Annotated in this window: 19 protein-coding genes and 2 pseudogenes; 7 read left to right on the forward strand and 14 right to left on the reverse strand. The window is 72.0% G+C overall.

Annotated elements, in window-relative coordinates; genetic code table 11:
* Nucleotides 1–338 precede the first annotated feature (338 nt).
* Nucleotides 339–500, forward strand: coding sequence for a hypothetical protein (locus Raf01_RS11690; RefSeq protein WP_203917820.1), 162 nt, complete (start codon nucleotides 339–341; stop codon nucleotides 498–500).
* Nucleotides 501–524: 24 nt separating this feature from the next.
* Here Raf01_RS11690 and Raf01_RS11695 read toward each other — a convergent pair whose 3' ends face one another.
* From Raf01_RS11695 to Raf01_RS11725, 8 genes and pseudogenes are all read right to left on the reverse strand, one after another.
* Complete coding sequence (locus Raf01_RS11695; RefSeq protein WP_203917821.1) at nucleotides 525–3,593, reverse strand: DUF5682 family protein; 3,069 nt, start codon at nucleotides 3,591–3,593, stop codon at nucleotides 525–527.
* Nucleotides 3,590–4,705: an ATP-binding protein gene (locus tag Raf01_RS11700; protein WP_203917903.1), complete on the reverse strand. Its 1,116-nt coding sequence runs from the start codon at nucleotides 4,703–4,705 to the stop codon at nucleotides 3,590–3,592. The genes Raf01_RS11695 and Raf01_RS11700 overlap by 4 nt, the downstream gene beginning before the upstream one ends.
* A gap of 109 nt (nucleotides 4,706–4,814) precedes the next feature.
* Nucleotides 4,815–5,885 (reverse strand): annotated as a pseudogene (locus tag Raf01_RS11705) (VWA domain-containing protein); the annotation flags it as partial.
* A gap of 170 nt (nucleotides 5,886–6,055) precedes the next feature.
* A pseudogene (locus tag Raf01_RS50800) lies at nucleotides 6,056–6,284 on the reverse strand (VWA containing CoxE family protein); the annotation flags it as partial.
* Complete coding sequence (locus Raf01_RS11710) at nucleotides 6,281–7,807, reverse strand: hypothetical protein (protein ID WP_203917823.1); 1,527 nt, start codon at nucleotides 7,805–7,807, stop codon at nucleotides 6,281–6,283. The gene Raf01_RS11710 and the pseudogene Raf01_RS50800, both read right to left, overlap by 4 nt.
* Nucleotides 7,807–8,322, reverse strand: coding sequence for a hypothetical protein (locus Raf01_RS11715; RefSeq protein ID WP_203917824.1), 516 nt, complete (start codon nucleotides 8,320–8,322; stop codon nucleotides 7,807–7,809). Before Raf01_RS11715 ends, Raf01_RS11710 begins: the two co-directional genes overlap by 1 nt.
* A gap of 246 nt (nucleotides 8,323–8,568) precedes the next feature.
* A complete protein-coding gene (locus tag Raf01_RS11720; RefSeq protein ID WP_203917825.1) occupies nucleotides 8,569–9,534 on the reverse strand; it encodes an FAS1-like dehydratase domain-containing protein in 966 nt (321 codons plus the stop codon).
* A gap of 14 nt (nucleotides 9,535–9,548) precedes the next feature.
* The gene (locus tag Raf01_RS11725) at nucleotides 9,549–10,760 is read right to left on the reverse strand and encodes an acyl-CoA dehydrogenase family protein (RefSeq protein ID WP_239133530.1); all 1,212 of its coding nucleotides are present in this window, start codon (nucleotides 10,758–10,760) and stop codon (nucleotides 9,549–9,551) included.
* Nucleotides 10,761–10,799: 39 nt separating this feature from the next.
* On the opposite strand from Raf01_RS11725, the gene Raf01_RS11730 reads away from it, so the two are divergent.
* Entirely contained in the window at nucleotides 10,800–11,990 is a 1,191-nt protein-coding gene (locus Raf01_RS11730; protein ID WP_239133531.1) for a CaiB/BaiF CoA transferase family protein, read from the forward strand.
* Here Raf01_RS11730 and Raf01_RS11735 read toward each other — a convergent pair.
* Entirely contained in the window at nucleotides 11,987–12,580 is a 594-nt protein-coding gene (locus Raf01_RS11735) for a TetR/AcrR family transcriptional regulator (protein WP_203917826.1), read from the reverse strand. The genes Raf01_RS11730 and Raf01_RS11735 overlap by 4 nt on opposite strands.
* A gap of 84 nt (nucleotides 12,581–12,664) precedes the next feature.
* On the opposite strand from Raf01_RS11735, the gene Raf01_RS11740 reads away from it, so the two are divergent.
* Nucleotides 12,665–13,864: an FAD-dependent monooxygenase gene (locus Raf01_RS11740; protein ID WP_203917827.1), complete on the forward strand. Its 1,200-nt coding sequence runs from the start codon at nucleotides 12,665–12,667 to the stop codon at nucleotides 13,862–13,864.
* A 25-nt stretch (nucleotides 13,865–13,889) separates the two neighbouring features.
* Here Raf01_RS11740 and Raf01_RS11745 read toward each other — a convergent pair whose 3' ends face one another.
* Both Raf01_RS11745 and Raf01_RS11750 read right to left on the reverse strand, forming a co-directional pair.
* Complete coding sequence (locus tag Raf01_RS11745) at nucleotides 13,890–14,051, reverse strand: hypothetical protein (RefSeq protein WP_203917828.1); 162 nt, start codon at nucleotides 14,049–14,051, stop codon at nucleotides 13,890–13,892.
* A gap of 142 nt (nucleotides 14,052–14,193) precedes the next feature.
* Complete coding sequence (locus tag Raf01_RS11750) at nucleotides 14,194–14,973, reverse strand: TIGR03089 family protein (protein ID WP_239133532.1); 780 nt, start codon at nucleotides 14,971–14,973, stop codon at nucleotides 14,194–14,196.
* Nucleotides 14,974–15,072: 99 nt separating this feature from the next.
* On the opposite strand from Raf01_RS11750, the gene Raf01_RS11755 reads away from it, so the two are divergent.
* On the forward strand, nucleotides 15,073–15,381 hold the full coding sequence (locus Raf01_RS11755; RefSeq protein ID WP_203917829.1) for an ArsR/SmtB family transcription factor: 309 nt from the start codon (nucleotides 15,073–15,075) through the stop codon (nucleotides 15,379–15,381).
* A 72-nt stretch (nucleotides 15,382–15,453) separates the two neighbouring features.
* Nucleotides 15,454–16,356: an HNH endonuclease gene (locus tag Raf01_RS11760; RefSeq protein WP_203917830.1), complete on the forward strand. Its 903-nt coding sequence runs from the start codon at nucleotides 15,454–15,456 to the stop codon at nucleotides 16,354–16,356.
* 28 nt (nucleotides 16,357–16,384) lie between these two features.
* Here Raf01_RS11760 and Raf01_RS11765 read toward each other — a convergent pair whose 3' ends face one another.
* Complete coding sequence (locus Raf01_RS11765) at nucleotides 16,385–17,206, reverse strand: SAM-dependent methyltransferase (RefSeq protein ID WP_203917831.1); 822 nt, start codon at nucleotides 17,204–17,206, stop codon at nucleotides 16,385–16,387.
* 270 nt (nucleotides 17,207–17,476) lie between these two features.
* Between Raf01_RS11765 and Raf01_RS11770 the strand changes: the two genes are divergently transcribed.
* Nucleotides 17,477–19,321: a hypothetical protein gene (locus Raf01_RS11770; protein ID WP_203917832.1), complete on the forward strand. Its 1,845-nt coding sequence runs from the start codon at nucleotides 17,477–17,479 to the stop codon at nucleotides 19,319–19,321.
* A gap of 94 nt (nucleotides 19,322–19,415) precedes the next feature.
* Here the strand turns inward: Raf01_RS11770 and Raf01_RS11775 are convergent, their stop codons facing one another.
* A complete protein-coding gene (locus tag Raf01_RS11775) occupies nucleotides 19,416–20,990 on the reverse strand; it encodes a phytoene desaturase family protein (protein ID WP_203917833.1) in 1,575 nt (524 codons plus the stop codon).
* Nucleotides 20,991–21,263: 273 nt separating this feature from the next.
* Here Raf01_RS11775 and Raf01_RS11780 point away from each other — a divergent pair, with 273 nt between their 5' ends.
* The gene (locus tag Raf01_RS11780) at nucleotides 21,264–22,145 is read left to right on the forward strand and encodes an NAD-dependent protein deacetylase (RefSeq protein ID WP_203917834.1); all 882 of its coding nucleotides are present in this window, start codon (nucleotides 21,264–21,266) and stop codon (nucleotides 22,143–22,145) included.
* Between the two features lie 16 nt (nucleotides 22,146–22,161).
* Here the strand turns inward: Raf01_RS11780 and Raf01_RS11785 are convergent, their stop codons facing one another.
* The gene (locus Raf01_RS11785) at nucleotides 22,162–23,241 is read right to left on the reverse strand and encodes a zinc-dependent alcohol dehydrogenase (RefSeq protein WP_239133533.1); all 1,080 of its coding nucleotides are present in this window, start codon (nucleotides 23,239–23,241) and stop codon (nucleotides 22,162–22,164) included.
* Between the last annotated feature and the right edge of the window lies 1 nt (nucleotide 23,242).

Below are 23,242 nucleotides of genomic sequence, written 5' to 3' on the forward strand. Positions count from 1 at the left end.
GACCCTGGCCGGTGCGCGCGCGCAAGTGCTTTGACACCTGCGCGACACGGCCCGGCCGAGATACATCCCGGCGGCTCGAATGGGTCGTCTGATCGGACAGTATGGGCAGTGGGCCGGGCACGGCACGCCACGGCGCAGGATCGATCGTTGCGCAAACGGCGACGGGAACAGGGACGCCGCCGGCACGGGACCGTTCGCCGCATCGCTCGCCGCCGCATTAGTCGCATCGCTCGCCGCATCGTTCGCCGCATCGTTTGCCGCATCGTTTGCCGCCGAGATGGTGGAGGACCATCTTCAGCGGGTACGCGGAGGATCCCACCCCGGAAGGGAGCGACACGGTGCCCGGCAGGGTCAGCGGGCAGTGCGACTGGTCTGGGTCGCTGATCGGGGCGTACAGCCGCCAGTACGGCAAGATGCCGAAGGTGACCGCCAGCCTCGACCAGCTGCCCGACCCGGCGGACCACCCCACGTTCCAGATGGTCCCGGACGCCGCCGGCTGATCGGCGGCGCCCGCCGGCGGCCCGCTAGCCTCCGGAACGCACGAGCAGCTCCGCGACGGCGGTCGCCGATCCGGGGTGCCGGGCCAGAAGCTCGGCCGCCCCGGTCACGGCGACCGCCGCCCGTGTACCGGCCGCCATTCCTGTGCCGGCCAACGCCCCTGGACCAGCCGCCGTCACTGGACCGACCGTCGTCCCCGCGCCGGCCCCGGGCGTGCGCCAACCGGCGTCACAGCCGAGCAGCTCGGCCACGGCGTCGCAGGTCATCGGGTTGTCGACGAGCAGGTCCGCGACCGGACCGGCCGGTACCAGCCCGTCCGCTGCCCCGCCCGCCCCCGCGCCGGCCACGTCGCTACGGCCGCCGTCGCGGGCGCCGCCGGACGGGCTCAGCCACGGCGGTACCCACGCGTCAACCGCCGGCAGGCTCGCCGGGAACGTGCGGCCCGCCTCCCGTACCAGCACCGGCACCAGTTCGTGCGCCTGGTCCCGGAGGGTCGTGATCAGCGTGGGCAGCCAGGGCAGCAACACCGGATCGGGCAGCCGGGCGAACGCGTTCGACATGATCTCGACCACGAACGGGGCCAGTGCCGGCGCCGGTTCCAGCGCCTGGACGAACCCGCTCAGGTACTGCGGGAATGCCGGTACCACCAGCGGGTTGTCCAGCAGCTCGTCGCACCGCGACCGCAGGTCGGCCAGCGCCAGAAGGCCGAGCTGGAACCGGGCGGCCCACAGCAGCGCCACCTTCGCGGGCGCCTCCGGGTGGGACTGCCGCACGGCCAGTTCGAGCTGGGCGCGGTCGCAGCCGAGGGACAGCGCCAGGCTCTCCATGGTGAGCAGGAAGCCGAGCATCGCGGCCACCTGCCGGACCCCGGTGTCCTCGTCTACGAAGGCGGTCGGCAGCAGCGTGCAGTAGTGCGCGTACCCGGCGGTGACGAACGCCTCGCACCATGCCGGCAGCGCCGGCTCGGTCGCTCGGTAGTGGGCGAGCAGCCGGCGGATGCGACGCAGCACCTCCGGGGCATCGTCGACGGTGCGCTCGGCCGCGAGCAGCTCCACCGCCCGGGCGCCCAGTTCGTCGGTGAACCGCCGGCCACCCAGGTACAGCACGGCATCCTCGACCGCCCTCAGCGCGACGGCGGCGGTGGCGTCCGGCCCCCAGACGGACCGGCGCAGGCGCTGCTCCAGCACCTGCTCGACGGTGACGCCCTCGTATCCCAGCTCGATGATCGACCGCTGGTGCCGGCCGATCGCGAGATCCCAGCTCTCCTGGATCGAACGCTCGCCCAGCCGCCGCTCCCCCATGATCGGGCGTACGGCGTCGTCGGGCAGCAGGTACCGCAGCATCCAGAGCAGCCGGGAGCAGGGTTCCAGCTCCGGAGTGGCGTTCAGGTCCATCAGCGCCCGCTGCACCGTGCGCTTCTCGAGGTCGAGGCGCAACGGAGCGAGCCTGTCGTACACGTCGCGGGCCAGCGGCGGAAGGGCGTCGTAGCCGACCTGGCCGATCCGGTCGCCGCCGAGCAGGATCTCGCACAGCCGGCGCACGTCGCGGCGACCGGGCACCACGTCTTTCTCGATGCACGTGACGGCCGCGTCCTGGAAGTCGTACGGCGTCGGCCGCGCCCGGTTGCGCAGGCCGGCGAGCAGGATCGAGGTCTCGTACACGGCGACGGCGTCAGCGGTGCTCGCCAGGTAGCCGTTGCGCCGGGCCAGCCGGACGATGTCGACGCACCAGCCCAGCAGTTCGTCCTCGTCGAGGCCGCCCGGCTCGGGGGCGCGGCTCAGGAAGCCGGACAGCCGGTCGGCGACCGGTCCGGGTCGCCGAACGGCGTCGGAGGCACCGAGCGAGACCGGTCGAGACGGTTTTTGCGACACCGGCGCAGCTGGCTTCGCGGGGGCCGACCGCTTGCGGGTGCCCTTCTGGCCCTCCAACTGGAACGGTACGGTGCCGCCCCGACCGACCGCTTTGGCCCAGGTGGCGGCAGCGATCGACACCGAACCGGTGGCCAGCCCGAACTGTGCCTCGATCGCCGAGTGGCTGGACGGGATGAGCCCGTACAGCCAGCGGGTGGCGGTGCGCGGGGCGATGTCGAACCAGGACGCGGTCGAGCCCACGCCGAACTGTTCGACGCGGCTCGCCGCGTGGAAGGCGCCACACACGTACAGGCACTGCGACACGTCGACGCCGGTCGCAGCGAGGTGCTCCCGCATCCGGGTCCACATGTAGCGCTCCCGGTCCTCGTCCTGAGCCAGCCGGGCCGCCGCCCGCGCCGTGGCCACGGCCGAGCCGCCGTCCGGGGCCAGCCGCCGGAACAGGCTGCCGATCAGCACCATGACCTGCCGGTACGTGTCGTAGTCGGCACCCACCAGCGGCTGCTCCACGCACTGGTCCCACCACTCGGACCAGTGCCGTACCTTGCCGTGTTCGAGCAGGTGCGCCTCCAGTTCGGCGAACCGGGGCCGCAGGTCGCCGAGTTCGATGCCGACGGCGTCGCCGTGCAGCGCCGCCTCCTCACCGTCGCCGGCGTTCTCGACGTGCTCGGCGGTCTCCGCCGCCTCCCCCGTCTCGGCATGGTCGGTCCCATCGTGGTCGGTCCCATCGTGGTCCGCCCCGGTGTGATCGTCGCGCGGCAGCCACTGGAAGACGTGATCGGTCGAGCGGTCCACCAGCACCAGCTCGACACCGGGCGTGTTCAGCGCGTACGCGATGGCCTGGTACTCCGCCGACGCCTCGGTGATCGGCGCGACAACGCTGAGCGGACCCCAGTCCGGCGGGAACCCGTCCAGCTCGGAGGCGAACGCCTGCAGTGCCACCGGGAGCCGGCAGTTGCGGAGTTCCCCGAGCAGTGGCGCCAGGTCCTCGCACATCTCCAGGTAGACCACCTTCGGCTGCTTCTCCCGCAGGCGGCGGACCATGGCCAGCGCGGAGGCCGGTGAGTGGTGGCACACCGGGAAGATCTCCAGTTCCTCGCCCAGCGCCCGGTCGACGTCATCGACCATGCCGGCGAGGATGCCGGCCACCGTGTCCGGACCGCCGGCGAGCGTGCCGGCCGCGTCGAGCAGCTGCTGCCGGAGGGGACCGAAGGGGCTGCCGCTCATGACAGGGTGGCGATCGCCTGCCGGCCGCCGTCCAGGAACGCCGGCCACGGGTCACCGTCCTGCTTGCTGCGCGGCTCGACGACACCGTGCCAGTACTTGTTCAGAATGGCCAGATCCTCGGGACTGCGGCGGGCGAGCGAACTCACCAGCGAGCCGGCCAGCGTCTCGGCCCGAAGGATCCGGTCGCCGAAGAAGTTGCTGTGCAGGATCGCGTCCTCCAGCACGCCGATCTGTTCGGCCGTGGACAGCGCCGACTCCAGCTTCTCGTCGTCGCTGGTGGCGGACGCGGCTGCGGCGCGCAGGTCGGCGAAGCTCTGCAGCAGGATGTCCAGCAGCGTCGGCGGCACGTCCAGCTCGATCTGGTGCCGGCGCAGCAACTCCTCGGTGCGGAACCGGACGATCTCCGCCTCGCTGCGCTTGTTCGTGACGACCGGGATGCGCACGAAGTTGAACCGCCGCTTGAGCGCCGACGAGAGATCGTTGACCCCACGGTCGCGGCTGTTGGCCGTGGCGATGATGGAGAAGCCGGGCTTGGCGAACACGATCGCGTCGTCGTCGAGTTCGGGTACCGAGACGTACTTCTCGGACAGGATGGAGATCAGGGCATCCTGGACGTCGCTGGTGGCCCGGGTCAGTTCCTCGAAGCGGCCTATGACGCCGCGCTCCATCGCCGTCATGATCGGCGAAGGGATCATCGACTCGCGCGACTGCCCACGGGCGATCACCATGGAGACGTTCCATGAGTACTTGATGTGGTCCTCGGTCGTCCCGGCGGTGCCCTGCACCACCAGCGTCGAGTCGCGGGAGATGGCGGCGGCCAGCAGCTCGGCGAGCCAGCTCTTGCCGGTGCCCGGATCCCCGATCAGCAGCAGGCCGCGGTCGGATGCCAACGTCACGATGCTGCGCTCGACGAAGGTGCGGTCGCCGAACCACTTCTGGGCGATCTCGCGGTCCAGCCCGTCGGAGCGCTGTGACCCGAGCACGAACAGCCGGACCATCCGGGGGCTGAGCCGCCACGAGAACGGCTTGGGACCGTCGTCGACCGACTCCAGCCAGTCGAGTTCCTCGGCGTACTTGACCTCCGCCGGGGCACGGAGCATGTCGTCGGTCATACGGCCGCCAGCGGCGCCGAGGGACGAGGTGTCGCGGTCAAGCGGCCGGTTCTTGGCGGTCATCGCGAATCTCCTTGTTCGTGGCTCGGTGTGTGGCTCAGCGTCTGGCTCATTGGGTGAGGAAGCTCTTCAGCTCGAAGACGAGCTTGCGGATGTGGCCCGAGATCACCGGTGTGCCGAGGTCCTTGAACCGCTGGCGGAACCACGGGTTGACGCTCTGGTGACCGGAGCTGTTGACCGAGCCGACCGGGATGAACCGTACGCCCGAGCGGTGCACCGCCTCGATGCCGTCGAACAGCGGCTGGGACCGGTCGAACTCGTAGAAGTCCGAGATCCACACCATGACGGTGTTGCGCGGATCGGTGATCTTCGGACGGGCCATCGCCATGGCGACCGGACCGTCGTTGCCGCCGCCCAGTTTCGTGCGCAGCAGCACCTCGAACGGGTCGTGTACCCACGGGGTCAGGTCGAGCGCCCGGGTGTCGTACGCGATCAGGTGCACGTCCACCTTCGGCAGCCCGGCGAAGATCGAGGCCAGGATGGTGCAGTTGACCATCGAGTCGACCATCGAGCCCGACTGGTCGACGACCACGATCAGCCGTGCCGGGGTGGTGCGCCGGGCGGTGTGCCGGTAATACAGCCGATCGACGTACAGCCGCTCGTCCTGCGGGCTCCAGTTGGTGAGGTTCTTCCAGATCGTACGGTCGAGGTCGAGGTTGCGGAACACGCGCTTGGGCGGTACCGACCGGTCGACCGTACCGACGCTGGTCTGCTGCACCTGGGTGCGCAGTACCTCGGCGACCTCGTCGACGAACCGGCGGATGAGAGCCTTGGCGTTGGCCAGCGCGACCCCTGACAGGTTCGCCTTGTCGCGCAGCAGCTGCTCGATGAGCGACATGCTCGGCGTCAGCTGCCGCGCCAGTGTCGGGTTCGCCAGTACCTCGCGCAGCCGCATGCGCCGCACCAGGTCGCCCTCCAGCCCGACCAGTACGCCGCCCAGCCCGCCCCCGCCGGGCCGGCCGCGCAGTTCGCCCGGCTGCGCCCCGCACGCCCGCTCCAGCCACCCGGCATCGGACTGCCACCTGGCCAGTTGACCGGCGGTGACGTTTCCGGATCCGGTCTGGAACACGTTGAGCAGGAGCTTGGACACCAGGGCGGCGCGCCTGACCTCGGCGCCGCCCGCGTCGGCCTCTCCGGCGGCTTCCACCCCGCGGGCCTCCGCCCTGTCGGCCTCCGCCCTGTCAGCCTCCGCCCCGGCGGCCTCCGCCCCGGCGGCCTCCACCCTGGCGGCGGCGGTCGGCGATGCCGGTTCCCCGGGCGCGGTCGCCTCCGCGTCCCCGACCGGAGCCATCAGACCGTCGAGTTCGGCCGCCAGGTCGGGAAAGCGTTGCACGATGGTGTCCACGGAGACCGAGGGATCGAGCAGCGCGGCCGGCAGTCCGAGGTCTTCGACGATCGCCACGCTGGCCGCCTCCAGCGACGGCTGCTCGCTCGTATCGAACACCCGGGCCAGCAGGCGCCAGTAGAGAACCTGGCGACGGTTCTCGTCGGCCCTGCGCTCGTCGTTGTCTTCACTCATCGCCTCAGCAACCGTCCCGCCCGCTCACGCAGCACGGCGACCGCGTCTCCGTGCTTGGCACCGGCCTTGACCACCTTGGTGTCCGTGGGCCCCAGCGCCCAGTCACCGCTGTGCGTGTCGACCGTCTTGCGCTTGACCGTCGCCCTGACGGCCAGCGGCGAAAGCGCCCATCCGCCGCCGTCCCAGCGCATCAGCCCGAGGCACGCCGACGACGCGGCTACCAGCTCCTGGGTGAGCGGTCCGCAGTCCGGCATCCGGTCGACCGCGACCGAGACGGTGTGCCCGCCCAGACCGAGTGTGAGCGACCCTCCATCGTGGACAGTGACGGCGTACCCCTCCAGCAGCACCGGCTCCGCGATGCGCACCGGGTGGCGATCCAGCGGCGGCACCGGCGGCGCCAGCGCGGCGGCGAGCAGGACCCGGGCGGTGGCGAACGGATCGGAGGGCTCACCCACGCTGGCCCGGTCGTCGCGCCACACCAGGTCTCCACTGGACAGCAGAGGCATGTCGGTGAGGTCCAGCGCACGGTGCTCGGCCAGCGCGCCGAGGAGTACCGGGCAGCCGCGCAGCAGCCGCCACACGGACGGCCCGACGATCGTGTCCACCTTCGCGGCCCCGACGCTGGTACGTACCAGCCGGGGCGCCTGGTCGCCGGACGGCTCCAGGATGCCGTGGACCTGCGCCTGTACGGCCGTGCCGTGTTCGTGCACGTCGACGCCGAGGATGAGCAGCCGACCGGACAACGTCTCCGCACCACGAACGTCCACTGTGGACTTCGGAACCGGCACCGGAGTCGACACCGGCAGGCCGCCGGGCTGGGACAGCAGCAGGGCACGCGTCCACAGGTCGGCCCAGCGACGGACCGGCAGATGCTCCATCGTCGCGATCGGCGACGACGCCCGCAACTCGGCGACCAGACCGTCGAGCAGCACCGCCAGCCGGCGGAGACCGGGCTCGGCGAGCATCGCCTCGACCAGCTGGCTCGACGCCGCGATGATGTCGTGGTCGACGCCCCGCCATCCGGCGATGGCCAGTTCGTGAAGCCACGAACGGCAGCCGGCGAGCAGGTTGGCCACTCCCGGCCCCGCGGCTCCGACGCCGACTTCGACTCCGGTCCCGGCCGGTGCCGGCGACTGGTCTGGATCGTTGCGCGGCACCAGACGCGCCGAGCCGGGCCGGTCGAAGCCCCACGATTGCCGGGTGCGGCCGAGCGCGGTGTCGAACCCGGCGAGCAGTGCGTCGTGCAGCGCACCCATCAGCGCCGTACGCGCGCCGGCCAGCACCGCCAGGTGCTCGTCGCCGATCGAACCGGCCGCGACCTTCCCGACCGCCTCGGCCACGCGCTCGCCCAACGGTGTGCCGGCCATCCCGTCAGCCAGCGCGGCCAGCGCGCCGGCGTGCTCCTCGGTCAGCCGGGCGAAGCCGTGCACGAGCACGTCGTCGAAGCCGTTCACCAGGTCGAGGGCGTCACCGATCGCGGGCGGCGCGCCGTCGAGCAGGTCGGCGAGGTGTGTCTCGAGCATCAGCGGAACGCTCCCGTCGCGGGAAACCAGTGCAGTTCGGGGATCGGCTCGGTGGTCTCCGGCAGTTCCAGATAGGCCAGGTGCCGCAGGAAACGGCTGAACACGACGGCAGCCGGAGTCGCCTCGTGCCTGCCGTGCAGGCGGCCGATCAGGTCGGCCCCGGTCGTCACGCCGTCGGCGTCGACCCGCAGATATCGTGCGACCCGGTCGGCGCCATATTGCAGCACCGCCTCGTCGGCCAGTGCGTGCAGGTGATTGCACGGCGAGCCGCGCAGTCCACCGCACGGCCTGTTGTTGTTGGTGCTGCAGTGGTAGGCGTGCTCTCCCGCGCTGATCGAGGAGACATAGACCCGCTCGATGTCCGAGCCGCTGGACACGACGCCCTGCAGCCGTCCGTCCGCAAGCTCGACGAAGGGAACCTTCGCCAACTTGCGGGGCTGGATCGCCGGAACGACCCGAAGCGCGCTGCGCTGCTGCCATGCCGCCCTGTCCGCACGCCCTGTGGTGCCGTCCACGAACCTCGACCTCCAAACCCGCCTGCCAAAGCCCTGCGCCTGTGGGAAGGCACAGCCCCGCCAGAAGACGCGATGCACCTGAGAAGACACGGTGCACGAGAAGACACGGTGCACGACCGCGATCCAAAGGCGCCCGTCCACTCACCGAGGCCCGTTGAATCACCGTCGGCGCGACCATACCGGCGGCCACCGACAGTTTCGCCGCCCGGTCCGGCGGCGGGGACAAACCCCAGCGTCGGGGCCGGTTCAGCCTGAGAGCGTGCTCCTCGCGGTGACCCGGCCGCCCGCGTCGCGGACCTCGGCCCCGGCCACCGACACGTCGGACACACCGCCCACCGAGGCACCGGCGACCGACGCCCCACCCGCTGACGCGCCAGCCACCGACGCCGTGACGGCGAGCCACTGGGCGCCGAACACCGGCACGAGCAGCCGGTAGGAGAACGTCCCGCCGAGCATGTCCACTCCCCGGCGGCGGAGTGCCTCGGCCATGAGCAGCGCCTGCAGTGGCCCGTGCACGACGAGGTCCGGATACCCCTCGCGGACCGCGAACTCCCGGTCGTAGTGGATGCGGTGCGCGTTGTAGGTGAGCGCGGAGAACCGGAATAGGACGGCCGGATCGACCTCGAACCCGAATCCGCCGCCAAGACCGCCGCCACCGGCACCGCCACCGCCGGGACCGGCGCCGCCACCACCGGCACCGCCGGCACCGCCGCCGGGATCGCCGCTGTTGGGAACAACCCCGAGAACGCCGCCGCCGGGAACACCGCCGGCACCGTCCGACGTGGTAGGTACAGGCAGGTGCGAACCCGGCGGCCGGTACACGATGTCCTGCTCGTCGACGACCGCCAGCGCACCGTCCTGCTCGATCCGGGTGCGTACGGTGACGAACGTCAGCGGCCCCGACCGGCCCGACTTCTCCGCCACGCCGGCCACCTCGCTGCCGCGCGCCGCGACCCGGCCGATCCGGATCGGGCGGTACGCGGTGACCCGGCCACCGGCGAACATGCGCCGCCAGCCCGGTCCGGGCGGTTCCGGGACGCCGTGCACCGGGTGCCCGTCCTCGCCCAGGTCGCTCTGCCGGCGTCGTACCAGCAGGTACACCCAGTGCCACAGCGGCGGAAGAGCGCCGTCCCGCACCGGCTGCGGTACGTCGATGTCCAGCAGGCCGGCCAGCGCCTCGGCCGGCTCCGGCCCGATCAGCTCCGCTGTCACGTCACGACGCCATGTCAGGGCGCCACCGACCCGCGCTCGATGAGCTGCCGGACGATCACGTTGCGCTGGATCTCGTTGGTGCCCTCGCCGACGATCATCAGTGGCGCGTCCCGGAAGTACCGCTCGATGTCGAACTCCGTCGAGTAGCCATAGCCGCCGTGCACGCGCACGGCGTCCAGCGCGATCTGCATCGCGGTCTCCGACGCGAACAGCTTGGCCATCCCGGCCTCCAGGTCGGCGCGCCGTCCTCTCCGACCAGTCTGGCTCGGCGCGTCTGACGCTGCGCCGCGATCCAGATCGGTCGAATCGAAGCACCGGGCGGCGTGCAGCACCAGCTGGCGCGCGGCGGTCAGCCGGGTGGCCATGTCGGCCAGGTAGTTGCCGATGGACTGGTGTTTCCAGATGGGTACCCCGAAAGCCTCCCGCTCCCGCGCGTACCGCAACGAATCCTCCAGCGCCGCGCGCCCGACGCCCAGCGCCCGCGCCGCGACCTGGATCCGGCCGATCTCCAGGCCGCGCATCATCTGCGCGAAGCCGCGCCCCTCCCGCTCACCGAGCAGCGCGGTGGCCGGCACCCGGAAGTCGTCGAAGGACAGCTCGCAGCTTTCCACGCCCTTGTATCCGAGCTTCGGCAGGTCCCGCGACACGGTCAGCCCTGGGCCCTTCTCCACCAGCAGGACGCTGATGCCGTGATGTGCCGGGGTGGCGTGCGGATCGGTCTTGCAGAGCAGGGCGATCAGCGCCGATCGCCGGGCGTTGGTGATCCAGGTCTTGGACCCGTTGACGACGTAGTGGTCGCCGTCGCGGATCGCGGTGGTGCGCATCGCCTGGAGGTCCGAGCCGCCGCCGGGTTCGGTGAGCGCCATCGCCGCCCGGACCCGTCCGGTCGCCATCGCCGGCAGGTACCGGTCCTTCTGCTCGGCGCTGCCGTGGTCGTGGATGAGCTTGGCGACCACGGTGTGGCCGCCCATCGCGCCGGCCAGGCTCATCCAGCCGCGAGCCAGCTCCTCGGTCACCAGGGCATAGCAGGGTGTGCTGACCCGGGCCTCGCCCCACGGTTCGGGGATCGCCAGGCCGAACACGCCCATCGCCTTCAGCGCTTCGATGAGGTGTTCCGGATAGGTGTCGGTGTGCTCCAGTTCCCGGGCCACCGGGATGACCTCCCGCGCGACGAAGTCACGCACCGTCTCGACGACGGCCCGTTCCTGCGCGTCCAGCCCTTCCACGACCACCCTCCTCGGTCTCACAGCTTATAGAATCGCGGCGTGCCGGGGATCGGCCCGGCGGCGAGCCCCGACGCGCAGGGGGTGACGGTGGACCGCCCGCTCGACGGCGTGACCGTGGTGTCGGTCGAGCAGGCGGTGGCGGCGCCGTTCGCGACCCGGCAACTCGCCGACCTCGGCGCGAGAGTCATCAAGGTGGAGCGCGAGGGCGGTGGCGACTTCGCACGCGACTACGACGACGTGGTGGGCGGGCTGTCCAGCCACTTCGTCTGGCTCAACCGGTCGAAGGAGTCCATCGCGCTGGACCTCAAAACCGAACGCGGTCGGGAGGCGCTGCGGCGGCTCGTCGCGCGCGCCGACGTGTTCGTGCAGAACCTCGCGCCGGGGGCGGCCCGGCGGCTCGGCTTCGGCGCCGATGAGCTGCGCGAGCGTCACCCGCCGCTGGTCTGCTGTTCGATTTCCGGGTACGGCGACGAAGGCCCCTACGCGGATCGCAAGGCATACGACCTTCTCGTGCAGTGCGAGGCCGGCCTGCTGTCGGTGACCGGCACGCCCGACCAGCCGGTGAAGGTGGGCATCTCGGTGGCCGACATCGCGGCCGGCATGTACGCGTACAGCGGCGTGCTCGGCGCACTGCTGCGCCGGACCCGGACGGGTACCGGCGCGACCATCGAGGTCTCGATGTTGGAGGCGCTGGTCGAGTGGATGGGGTACCCGCTCTACTACGCCCGGTACGCCGGCCGCCAGCCGGCGCGCGCCGGCGCGTCCCATCCGGTCATCGCGCCGTACGGGCCGGTGCGCTGCGCCGACGGCGTGACGGTGTTCCTCGGCGTACAGAACGAGCGGGAGTGGGCCGCGTTCTGCCGGGAGGTGTTGCGCGACCCGGCGATCGGCGACGATCACCGGTTCCGCACCAACTCGCTGCGGGCGCGGCACCGCGACGCGCTCGGCGAGCTCATCGACGCCGATGTCGCCCGGCTGGACAGCGCCGAGCTGCGGCGCCGGCTCGACCGGGCGGGCATCGCGAACGGTCAGGTCCGCGACCTGTCCGAGGTGTGGGCCCACCCGCAGCTCGCGGCGCGCGACCGGTGGCGTTCCGTCGAGTCGTCGGCCGGCACGCTGCACGCGTTCCTGCCGCCCGGGCAGCCCGACGACATCGAGCCGGACTTCGGACCGGTCCCGGAGCCGGGCGAGCACACCGAGGCCATCCTGCGCGAACTCGGGATCGACTAGCCCCCGGCAGCGGCGAGCGCGCCGCGGACGATGGTCGCCGCGAGGGTACGCGTCGTCGCCTCGGTGACCGAGCCGGGCGGCGCGCTGACGAGCGTGAACAACGCCCCGCCGTACAGGACCATGAGCAGCGGTACCGCGTCCGGCGGGATGTCCAGCCCGAGCGACTCGTGGTACCCGGCGGTGAACCGGGCGGTCGCGTCCATCAACCCGGCCAGGGTCTCGGCGAGCACCGGCCGGCGCAGGCTCTCCAGCCGGAGTTCGAAGACGGCGAGGTACCGGTCGCGCTGAGCGGTCGCGGCCAGCAGCAGCGAGCCGGCGATCAGCTCGATGGCGCGCTCCCGCGGGTCGCCCTCCGGCAGGTGACCGACCGCCGCCTGCCGCATGTCCGCCTGGTGCAGTTCGACCACCCGCTGGGCGGCGGCGACGAGCAACGCCTCCCGGCTGCGGAAGTAATTCGACGTGGTACCGGCCGGCAGACCCGCGCGGGCGTCGACGGCGCGGTGCGTCACCCCGTGCACGCCTACCTCGACGAGCAGCGCGATCGCGGCGTCCGCGAGCTGCGCCCGGCGACGGTCATTGGGTGGCGGCACGACGTGATTCTATGGCAGCATCCGTAGTACAACGATCGTAGTGGAGCGGATCGCAGCGAAACGAATCGCAGCGGAAGGAGTCCGATGGATGTGCTCATCGCCGGTGCCGGCATCGGCGGCCTCGCACTCGCCGGCGGCCTGATCGCCGACGGTCACCGGGTTCGGGTGCTGGAAGTGGCGCCCGCGTTGCGCACCGGTGGCGCCGGCGTCACCGTCTTCAGCAACGGCGCCGCCGCGCTGGCCGGACTCGGCGCGCCGCTGCCACCGGCGATCGGCGGCCGGATCGACGTGCTGGAGTCGCGCACCTCCACCGGGCGGCCGCTGATGCGCGTCGACCTGGCGGTCATGCGCAAGCGCACCGGTTTTCCGGTCACCACGGTGGCCCGGGAGAAACTCATCGCGCACCTGGCGTCCCGGCTCCCGGAGGGCACCGTCGCGTTCGGACGCGCGGTGGAGGAGGTCGCGGCCGGGCCGGCCGGTGCGGACGGCGGCCCGGTGACAGTCGTCGACGCGGGCGGCGAGAAGCACACGGCCGAGGTGCTGGTGGGCGCGGACGGCCACCGTTCGGCGGTGCGGCGCGGCGTGCTCGGCGGCGAGGCCGCCGCGGAGAACGGCTGGACGACGTGGCAGGGCCTCACCCGGGTGCTGCCCGACCTCGCGGCCGGCACGACCGCGTCACTGTTCGTCGGCCCGGCCGGCCTCGTCGGGCTGATGCCCGCGGGTGACGGCCTGCTGCAGTGGTGGTTCGACGTGCAAGGCCCGCTGCCCGCAGGTCCGGTCGCCGGCGCGCTGTCCCGGCGGTTCGCCGGCTATCCGGCGCCGGTACCGCTGCTGCTGGACTCCATCGCCGAAACCGACCTCGGCCGGTACCCGCATGTGTTGCACCGGGTGCCCGACGCCTGGGGAGTGGGCGCGACGACTCTGATCGGCGACGCGGCACACGCGTTCCCGCCGTCCCAGGCACAGGGTGCCAACCAGGCACTGGAAGACGCCTGGCTGCTGCGGCGCGCACTGTCCGGCCCGGTGCAGCGAGCCGACCAGGTACAGCGGGCCGACTCGGCGCAGCGTGCCGACCTCGTGCGGCGGCTGCGCCGGTACGAGCGGCTGCGCGCCACCCGGGTACGGCGGGTGTCGCGGATGGCCGCGAGCGAGTCCACCAACCGGCCGCCGAACCCGGCCGCCCGCCTGGCCGTGCGGCTCGTGCCGCCGGTGCTGGCCGGGATCGGGTACACGTCGCTGATCCGGCGTTTCTCCAGCGTCCTGGCCGACGAGCGGCTCGACTGACTGACCCCGTTGCCCGGACCGGGGCTCAACCCCGGTCCGGGCGACTCGGCCCCGGAGACACGGCCCACTCGGACACCTGCGGCGCGTACACCCGCACCAGGAACGCCCGGGCCGCGGCCCCCAGCGCCACCAGCGCCAACGCCGTCAGCCCCCACCGCCGGACGTCCCTGCCGGTCAGCACCCTCATGGACCTGTCTCCGATCGTCGGGCCCGCCCCCGTGCGGGCCACGGGCATTACTCTGCCCGCTCCGGCCGCCGCTGGCATCCGGAAAAGCCACGATCGGCCCCTGATTCGGCAACTCAGGGATTACCCCGAGGGGGTGAACTCCTCAGAGGACCCGGGTGATGCCCTCGGCCTCGATCCGGGAGTTCATTCGGTCGCGGTCGAGGTTCGCGCACAGCACCACCGACGCGCCGGCCGACAGCGGCGCGAGCAGCCACTTCAACGGATGGTCGTGCTCCGCCGCGTCGATCAGCAGCCGGTCGCCGGGCCGGAGTTCCTGGACGCCGGCAACCTCCCGCGCCAGGATCTCCCACGACCCGAACGTCGTACCGTCGACGGTCGCCGGCTCCGCGCGCTCCGGCAGGTACGACGGCGGCAGGTCGGAGTACCGGCGGACCTCGGCGATGTAGTCCCGGTACCCGTCCGGTACCTCACGCATCGGCGCCCCGGCCGCGGCCAGCCCCAGGACGAAGCGGTGGTCGGCCGGGGGCACGTCCTCCAGCCAGTCGTCGAGCCGCTTCCACGAGACGAACGTGGCGTCCAGCGGCGCGTCCGCGTCCGGCCCAGACGACGGCAGCCCGGCCAGCGCGGCGAGGCGGAACGACACCGCCACGCCGGTCGACCAGGCGCCGAGCAACACGGCGGCGGTCTGCCAGTGCGGCGGAAGCAGCATCGCGGCCCGGCTGCCGATGCCCATCCCGCAGCCCTCACGCATGAGGTTCGCGGTGCGCGCGGCCCAGGAGCCCAGCGCCTCGGCCGTCAACTCGACGCGCTCGCCGGTGGCGTCGTCGTAGTAGGTCAGCAACGGCCGCCCGGACTCGGTCCGGTCACCGCCGAGCAGTGCCGGTACGTCAGCGGTGGCTTTTACATCGGCGGTGGCGTTCATGGAGACTCCCCCCGTACGGACGACTCCGCCAGACTTTACGCGCGCACCGCTTGCCACCCCGGCATTGCCGCAACATTCCCGATTGGTTATATTACCGTCATGCCATCGACGTTCGAAGTACTGGCGGAGCCGCGACGTCGCCAGATCCTGGACGTGCTGCGCACCCGCGAGTGCTCGGTCAACGATCTGGTCGCGCTGGTACCGGTCAGCCAGCCGGGCATGTCGAAACACCTCAAGGTGTTGCGGGAGGCCGGACTCGTGCAGGTACGCCAGGATGCCCAGCGCCGCCTGTACCGGCTGTCCCCGGAGCCGCTGGCCGAGGTGCACGAGTGGCTGGAGCCGTACCGCGAGGTGTGGGCCCGGCGGCTCGACGCGCTCGAGCGCCACCTCGACGACATGCCCGACTGACAGCGCAGCCCGCCCACCCGGAACGACGCTTGAGGCCCCCCACGGCCGCCGCCGATCGACTATAAACATCGCATGACAGCGGGCGACGACGTCGACACCCGGCTACGGCTGGCGATGTTCGCCCACCTCGATCGGATCAGCGCGGCGTACCCGAGTGGCATCCCGTCCGACGTCATCAACACGTTCGAGTTCGACGGCGAAGCCGTTCGCCTCGTCGTCCAGCCCGGCATCCGCAAGCCCGCGAGGCTGTCCGCGGCACTGACGATCCGCACGACATACACGCCACAGGGAGGCGCCAGGCCGTACGAGGACGAGTTCGGCACGGACGGCACCCTGCACTACAAGTGGCGCGGCACGGATCCGGCGCACCCCGACAACCGCGCCTTACGGGAGGCGATGGTCCGCCGTTCCCCGCTCGCCTACTTCTATCCGATGGCCAAGGGCGTCTACCACGCCATCTACCCGGTCTATCTGGTGGAGGAAGACCCTGCCCGACACGAGTTCGCCGTGGATCTGGGCGAGCTCGAGCACAGCGTCGAGGGCATCGAGGTCCTCCCCGAGCGTCGCTACGCCCGACGGCTCACCCTGCAGCGACTGCACCAGGTGGTCTTCCGTCCCAAGGTGCTGCGGGCATACGAAGCCCGGTGCGCCCTATGCCGGCTGGGTCACGCACCCCTGCTCGACGCGGCGCACATCCTTCCGGACCGCCACCGGCGCGGCGAGCCCGTGGTCCCCAACGGGCTGGCGATGTGCAAGATCCACCACGCCGCGTACGACGCGAACATCATCGGCATCCGCCCGGATCGCGTCGTAGAGGTGCGCGAGGACATTCTCACCGAGATCGACGGACCGATGCTGCGGCACGGGCTGCAGGAGATGCACGGCTCGACCATCTTCCTGCCCAGATCCCGGCACGATCGGCCGGACCCGACCCGCCTCGAAGAGCGCTACGAACAGTTCCGTTCGGCGGCCTGACCCAGCCGAGTCGCCGGGTGGGCCCGCGTCAGCGCTTGACCGCGACCGCGCCGTAGCAGCTGACCTCGCTCCGACTGGGCCGCGGTTGCGGCTCGTCCTCGGCCCGCCACTCGGACGCCGACACGATGCCGGGCTCCACCAGGTCGAGCCCGTCGAAGAACGTGGCGAACCGCTCCTTGGGGCGCGCCCGGAGCGCTTCGGAGCTGACCACCTGGTTGACCGCGGCCGCGTCCTCCGAGGACAGGAAGTCGTGAGTCATGTGCGACATGACCACGTAGCTGCCCGGGGCCAGGGCATCGATCAGCGGCTCGATGAGACCGCGCGGGTTGTCGGCGTCCGGCACGAAGTGCAGGACGGCGACGAGCATGAGCGCGACCGGTTGGGACAGGTCCAGCGTCTGCAGCAGGTCGGGATGGTTCAGGATGCTGTCCGGCTGGTACAGGTCGGCATCGATGTAGGCGGTCGCGCCCTCGGCGGAACTGGTGAGCAGGGCCCGGGCGTGTGCCAGCACGATGGGGTCGTTGTCGACATACACCACCCGCGCGTCGGGAACGATTCCCTGCGCTATCTCGTGCGTGTTGGGGCTGGTGGGGATGCCGGTGCCGACGTCGAGAAACTGGCGGATCCCGGCCTGTCCGGCGATGTGGGCCACCGCGCGACGCATGAACCGGCGGTTTTCCAGGGCGGCGGTGCGCGTGGTGGGGAACACGGCGATGATCCGGTCGCCGGATTCCCGGTCCGCGGCGAAGTTGTCCTTTCCACCCAACCAGTAGTCGTACCGCCTGGCCGGATGCGCTACCGAAGTATCGATCTTCGTCCGTGGATCGGTCGCCGCTGGGTCTGGACGCATGTCTCCCTGCCTGGGATCGGCCGCCCCGCCCCGTGGCCCGGGCCGGCAACTGCGAGCGGCGTCGCTCGTCGGCCAGTGGCCGACCGCGAGCAGTCTACGACCGCTCCGCACCGGTGATCACCGGCGAGCGTCTCGCACGCGCCAACCGTCCGGGTAGGATCCTCCAGTTCGATCGGCGCGGTCGGCCCCGATCCATCCGGGCCAGGACGCACGACGGGCCCGGGCACGGGGGCGTTGGCCAGGTCCGGTGGCCGCGTGAAGAGGGAGCACATGAGCCAGACGAGCGTCACCGACAGCGCGCCCCCGACCGAACCGCGACCAGAGCCCCAGGCGGAGCCGGAGTCCCCGGCCGAGCCGGTGGTCGCCGGCCGGCGCGGGCTCTCCGGGCGCGGACTGGCCGCGTTCGCCCGGCACGAGTGGACGCTCGTCGCGACGTCGTCGCTGGTGCTGGCCGTCGTGATGACCTGGCCCACCCTGCGATACCCGACCCGGACGCTGCCCAGCGACGTCTGGGATCCGTCGCTCCAGTCCTGGGAGATGTCCTGGAGCGCCTGGGCGATCCTCCATCATCCCGCGCAGTTGTGGCAGGGCAACGCGTTCTACACGGAGAAGTACAGCTTCGCGTACTCGGACTCGCTGCTCGGGTACCTGCCGGCCGGCCTCATCGGCTCCGGTCCCACGGCGGCGGTGCTGCGGTACAACATTCTCTTCGTCCTCGCCTTCGCGCTCGCCTGCTTCGGCGCCTACATCCTGGCCCGGCAGCTCGGCTCGAACATCCCCGGCGCCGCCGTTGCCGGTACCGCCTTCGCTTTCGCCCCCTGGCGCTGGACCCAGGTGTCCCACCTGCACGTGCTGTCCACCGGCGGGATCGCGTTGAGCCTGGCGATGCTCGCCCGGGGGCACGGGTACAGCCTGCGCGGCGGGTACCGGCCCGACCGGGTGCGGCCCCGGTGGGCGCTGGCCGGGTGGCTGGTCGCCGCGTGGCAGGTCACGCTCGGCTTCGGCATCGGGTTGCCGTTCGCGTACGTGCTGGCGCTGCTCGTCATCGTGGCGATCGTGTGGTGGCTGGTCCGCCGGCCCGCGTTCAGCCGACGGCTGCTGCGGGTGGACGTGATCGGCGCGATCGTGTTCGCCGCCGCCGGTGCCGCGATGGCGTACCCGTACTTCCAGGTGCTGCGGACCTACCCGTACGCGCAGCGGGCGCTGACCGAGATCCTGTTCTACTCGCCGGGTTTCCTCGGGTTCGTCACCGCGCCGTCCAACGAGTGGCTGTGGGGACCGCACCAGCAACGGGCCCAGATCGACATGATTCCGCAGGGCGGCTGGGAGGGTCTGATGCTGCCCGGCTACACCCTCTACGCGCTGGCCGCCATCGGCCTGGTCTACTCGGCCTGGTCCTGGCGGCGCCGGGTGCTCCTGCTGATCGGGCTGCTCGGGTTCGGCACGCTGGCGATGGGGTTGCGCGCGCCGGTCAGTTCCTTCTACTACAAGATGTACGACTACCTGCCCGGCTGGAGCGGCATCCGCACCCCGGGTCGGCTGATCGTGTGGGTCACGCTGGTCCTGGTGCTGTTGGCGGCGGGCGCGACGACCGTGCTCACCGAGCGGGTGCGCACCTGGTCCGGGCGCCTGCGCCGGGGCTCGCTGCGGTCGCTGGTCACGGTGAGCCTGGCCGTACCGTGCCTGTTCGTCCTCGTCGAGGGTGTGCAGACGACGGCGTTCCCGACCGTACCCAGGGCGCCGGCCTCGTTCGCCTCGCTGCCCGGTCCGCTGCTGGTGCTGCCGACGAACTGGAAAGACGACGAGCTGGCGATGCTGTGGTCGACGGCGAACTTCGTGCCGCTCGTCAACGGGTCCAGCGGCTTCTTCCCGCAGGGCTTCCTGCACACCGAGGAGGTCGTGAAGACCTTCCCCGACGCGACCAGCGTCCAGTACCTTCGCGGGCTCGGGGTCCGCACGGTACTGGTGCTCCGGCAGCCGAACGCGATGCGGTTCGACGGTCCGCCCGAGGACGCCGGCATCCCGGTGCACGCGCTGACCGGGAGCATCGACGGGCTCGGCATCTCCCGCGACGAGCAGCCGGACGCGGTCATCTACCACTTGGATCCCGACTAGTCTGGGTCGCGGCACGGCGCCAGGCGCGCCGAGCCAGACTGGTCGCCCTGACACCCGCCGGCCCCGACCCGACCGGCGGGCCGACGGCGGCGGCTCAGCCGTCCAGCAACTGGTGCGCGACGATGTAGCCGGAGCCGCCGTTCACGCCGTGGCCGGGCCAGGTGCCCGCGCCCAGCTGGTACAGCCCGTCGATCGGGGTACGGTGCCCGGGCTGCCCAGGCAACGTGCGCAGCAGGTAGCTCTGCGCCAGGTCGCTCGCGCCACCGTAGGGGTCACCCGGTCCGCAGTTGGGGTTGAACCGGGCCAGGTCGTCCGGGGTGACGACCGCGTGGGCCAGTACCGCGTCCGGGATGTTGGGGACATGCTGCCCGATGATGCCCAGTACCCGATCGACCATGCGTGCCGTCAGGTCGGGCGTCCAGGTGCCGTCGCCGACGTCGATGACCCCGGCCGCGTCGCCGGTCGGGTGGCACGGCACCTCCAGCACCTGTACCCGCATGATGGCCGCACCCGCCGGCGCCCGGCCCGGGTCCAGCGCGGTCGGGCAGTCCACGGTAAACGTCGGCTCGGCCGGCAGCAGCCCCGCCATGCCCTGCGCGGCGGCCAGCGTGCAGCCGTCCAGTCCCGTCGTGAGGTGTGGCTGCCCGATGTCCGCGAACCGTGGATCCGGCCAGCGCGGCGGCTCGCTCAGCGCCAGCTGGATCTGCAGGCAGCCGCGCCCGTACCGGTACCCGGCCGCCTGCTCGCGCAGCGACGGCGGCGCGTCGTCGCCGAGCAGCCGGAGGTAGAGCTGGTCGGCGTTGGTGGAGGCGACGACCGCCTGCCGGGCGAGATGGCGCTCGCCGTCCGCGGTGACCACTCCGACCGCCCGCTGCCCCTCGACGAGGATCCGGGTCACCTCGGTACCGGTGACGATCCGGCCACCGTGGTCGGTGACCAGCCGGGCCAACGCGGTCACCAGCGACTCGCTGCCGCCGGCCGGGATCGGCATCCCGGCGAGCAGCACGGCCTGCGCGATGAGGGTCGCCCAGAGCCCGCTGCCCGGCTCGTCCGGCGTGTGGCCGAGGTGCATCACCCAGGGCGCCAGCATCGCCCGCAGCACCGGAGAGCGGAACCGGGAAACGGTGGTGCGCGCGGATTCGAAGACCATCGCCGCGAACGGAGTGAGCCCCGGCCCGTCGCCGCGCAGCAGGCGCACGATCGCCTCCATCGCCGCCGGATCGGCCAGGTCCTGTGCGAACAGTCCGAAGACCTCCGGCGCGTACGGGGCGAACGACTCCATCCACGCGGCGAACGCCGCGCCGTCGCCGGGTGCCAGCCGGTCGGCCTCGGCCAGCATCGCGTCCAGGGAACGGGGGAACACCGCGGTGCGACCGTCCGGAAAGGACACTCCGGTCGGCGTGTCGGTGTTGAGGTACGTCAGCCCCCGCGCGGTCAGGTCCTCCCCCAACTCCGCCCAGACCGGGCCGGCGAGCAGCAACGGATGCGCCGACGAGTACACGTCGTGCCGGTACCCGGGCAGGGTCAGCTCCTCGGTGCGGACCAGGCCGCCGGGCCGGTCGTTGCGTTCCAGCACGAGCACGTCGCGCCCGGCCCGTGCGAGGTAGCCCGCGGCGACCAACGCGTTGTGACCGCTGCCTATGACGATGACGTCGTGACCGTCCACCATGGATCGCCTCCAGTCCGCGGCGCCCGGCGGCGGGCCGGGGCGGGGAGCCAACGATCTCAGACGGCAGCGCCGCCGGACCAGACCCGAACGGACTGAGGATCAGGAACCCGACAACCGCCCGGCGGGTCGGTGCCGGTACCGGTGCCAGCCGGCTCGGCCGCCCGCGCGCGCCGAGCGGGTCGCCACCCAGCGAGCCGGCGGCCCCGACCGTGCCGCTCGGCGGCTGCGGCGCCGGTGGTCGGGAGCCAGGTCACGTCGCCGGTCACCCCGTCCATGAGGCAGCATGGAGTGGTGACACAGGAAGGCAGCGAACGACTCGGGGCGCTGGCGGGGCTCGTCGCCGGGGGCGGCGTGGTCGTGCTGAGCGGGGCGGGGATCTCCACCGAGTCGGGCATCCCGGACTACCGGGGACCGAACGGGACGATGAACCGCCGCAGCCCGATGACGTACCAGGCGTTCACCCGGGACGCGGCGGCGCGGCGCCGCTACTGGGCCCGCAGCCACGTCGGGTGGCTGACCATGTCCGGCGCGGCCCCGAACGCCGGCCACCGCGCCGTGGCCGACCTGGAGCGCCAGGGACTGGTGTCCGGCGTCATCACGCAGAACGTCGACGGCCTGCACCAGAGTGCCGGCGCAAGGGCGGTCATCGAGCTGCACGGCAGCCTGTACCGGGTGACCTGCCTCGGCTGCGGCGACTCGATGTCGCGGGCGGAGTTGCACAGCCGGCTCGGCGAGGCCAACCCCTGGTGGGACGGTCGGGCCACCAGGATCAACCCGGACGGTGACGTCGACCTCGATGACGACCAGCTCGACGGCTTCCACACGGTCGACTGCCAGACCTGCAACGGCGGCATGCTCAAGCCGGACGTGGTGTTCTTCGGCGAGAACGTGCCGGCGCCCCGGGTCGCGGACTGCTTCGCCCTGGTGGAGAGCGCCCGGCTGCTGCTGGTACTGGGCTCGTCGTTGACGGTCATGTCGGGCCGCCGGTTCGTGCTGCGGGCGTCGAAGCTCGGCATCCCGGTGGCGATCGTGAACCGCGGGCGTACCCGGGGTGACGACTACGCGACGCTGACCCTGGACGCCGCGCTCGGCACGGTACTGCCCGAGCTGGCCCACCGCACCGCCGGCGCCGCGGACGCCCTCGCCGCCTCCTGAGCCGCCGGTCCCCGCCTCAGGTGGTAGCCGGCTCCACCACGACCTTGATGCCGGTCCGGCGGTCCGCCGCGTCGAACGCCTCGGCGACCCGGCCGAGCGGGTACGACTCGGTCACCAGGCTGGACAGGTCGACCCGGCGCCGCGCGACCAGGTCGATGGCCCGGTCGTAGACCCGGTTCATCCGGCGCACCAGGGCGATCGTCACCCCCTTGCGCCGCGCGGTCGACGCGGAGAACGCTATCCGGTCGTGACTCGGGATGCCGACCAGCACGACCCGCCCGCCGGGCCGCACCGCGGTCATCGCCAGCTCCACCGCCTCCTCGGTACCGGCGACCTCGAAGACCACGTCGGCGCCCCGGCCGGCGACCTCCCGCCAGTACGCCCGGTCGGCCATCTCGGGCGCGACGGCGTCGTCGGCGCCGAGCGCGCGGGCGGCCAGCAGCCGGTGCTCCAGCGGCTCGACCGCGAACACCCGGGATGCCCCGGCGACGTAGGCCAGCTGGAGGATCAGCAGGCCGATCGGCCCGCACCCGATGACCGCGACGGTGGCACCGACCCGCAGGTGCCCGAGATCCAGCGAGTGCAGGCCCACACCGAGCGGTTCCAGCAGTGCCCCGTCGGCGTCGGTCAGGGTGTCCGGCAGCGGTCGGAGCAGGTACGCCGGCCAGGTGATGAACTCGCGCAGCCCGCCGTCGACCGTACCGTGCCCGGCGAACCGCACGTCCGGGCAGAGGTTGCCGTATCCCTCACGGCAGATCTCGCAGTGCTCGCAGGGGATCGCCGGGTCGACGGCCACCCGCAGGCCGTGGCGCGGACCGCCCTCGATGACTCCGGCGAACTCGTGCCCGACCACGAGTGGCCGGTCCAGCCGGGCGTCGCCGATCCCCGCCTCGGCATACCAGTGAAGGTCCGACCCGCAGAGGCCGACGGCGGTGACGCGCACCAGGTCGGTGCCTTCCACGGGGTCCGGCAGCGGCTCCCGTTCGACCCGGATGTCGCCGGGCCCGTACAGCCGGGCGACCGACATCGTCCCGGGCACGCCGAGGCCAGGTACGCCGGGCCCCGCACCGACCACCGAGGCGGACACGTCCGTCATG

This window comes from Rugosimonospora africana (assembly GCF_016862975.1).
GTDB lineage: Bacteria > Actinomycetota > Actinomycetes > Mycobacteriales > Micromonosporaceae > Rugosimonospora > Rugosimonospora africana.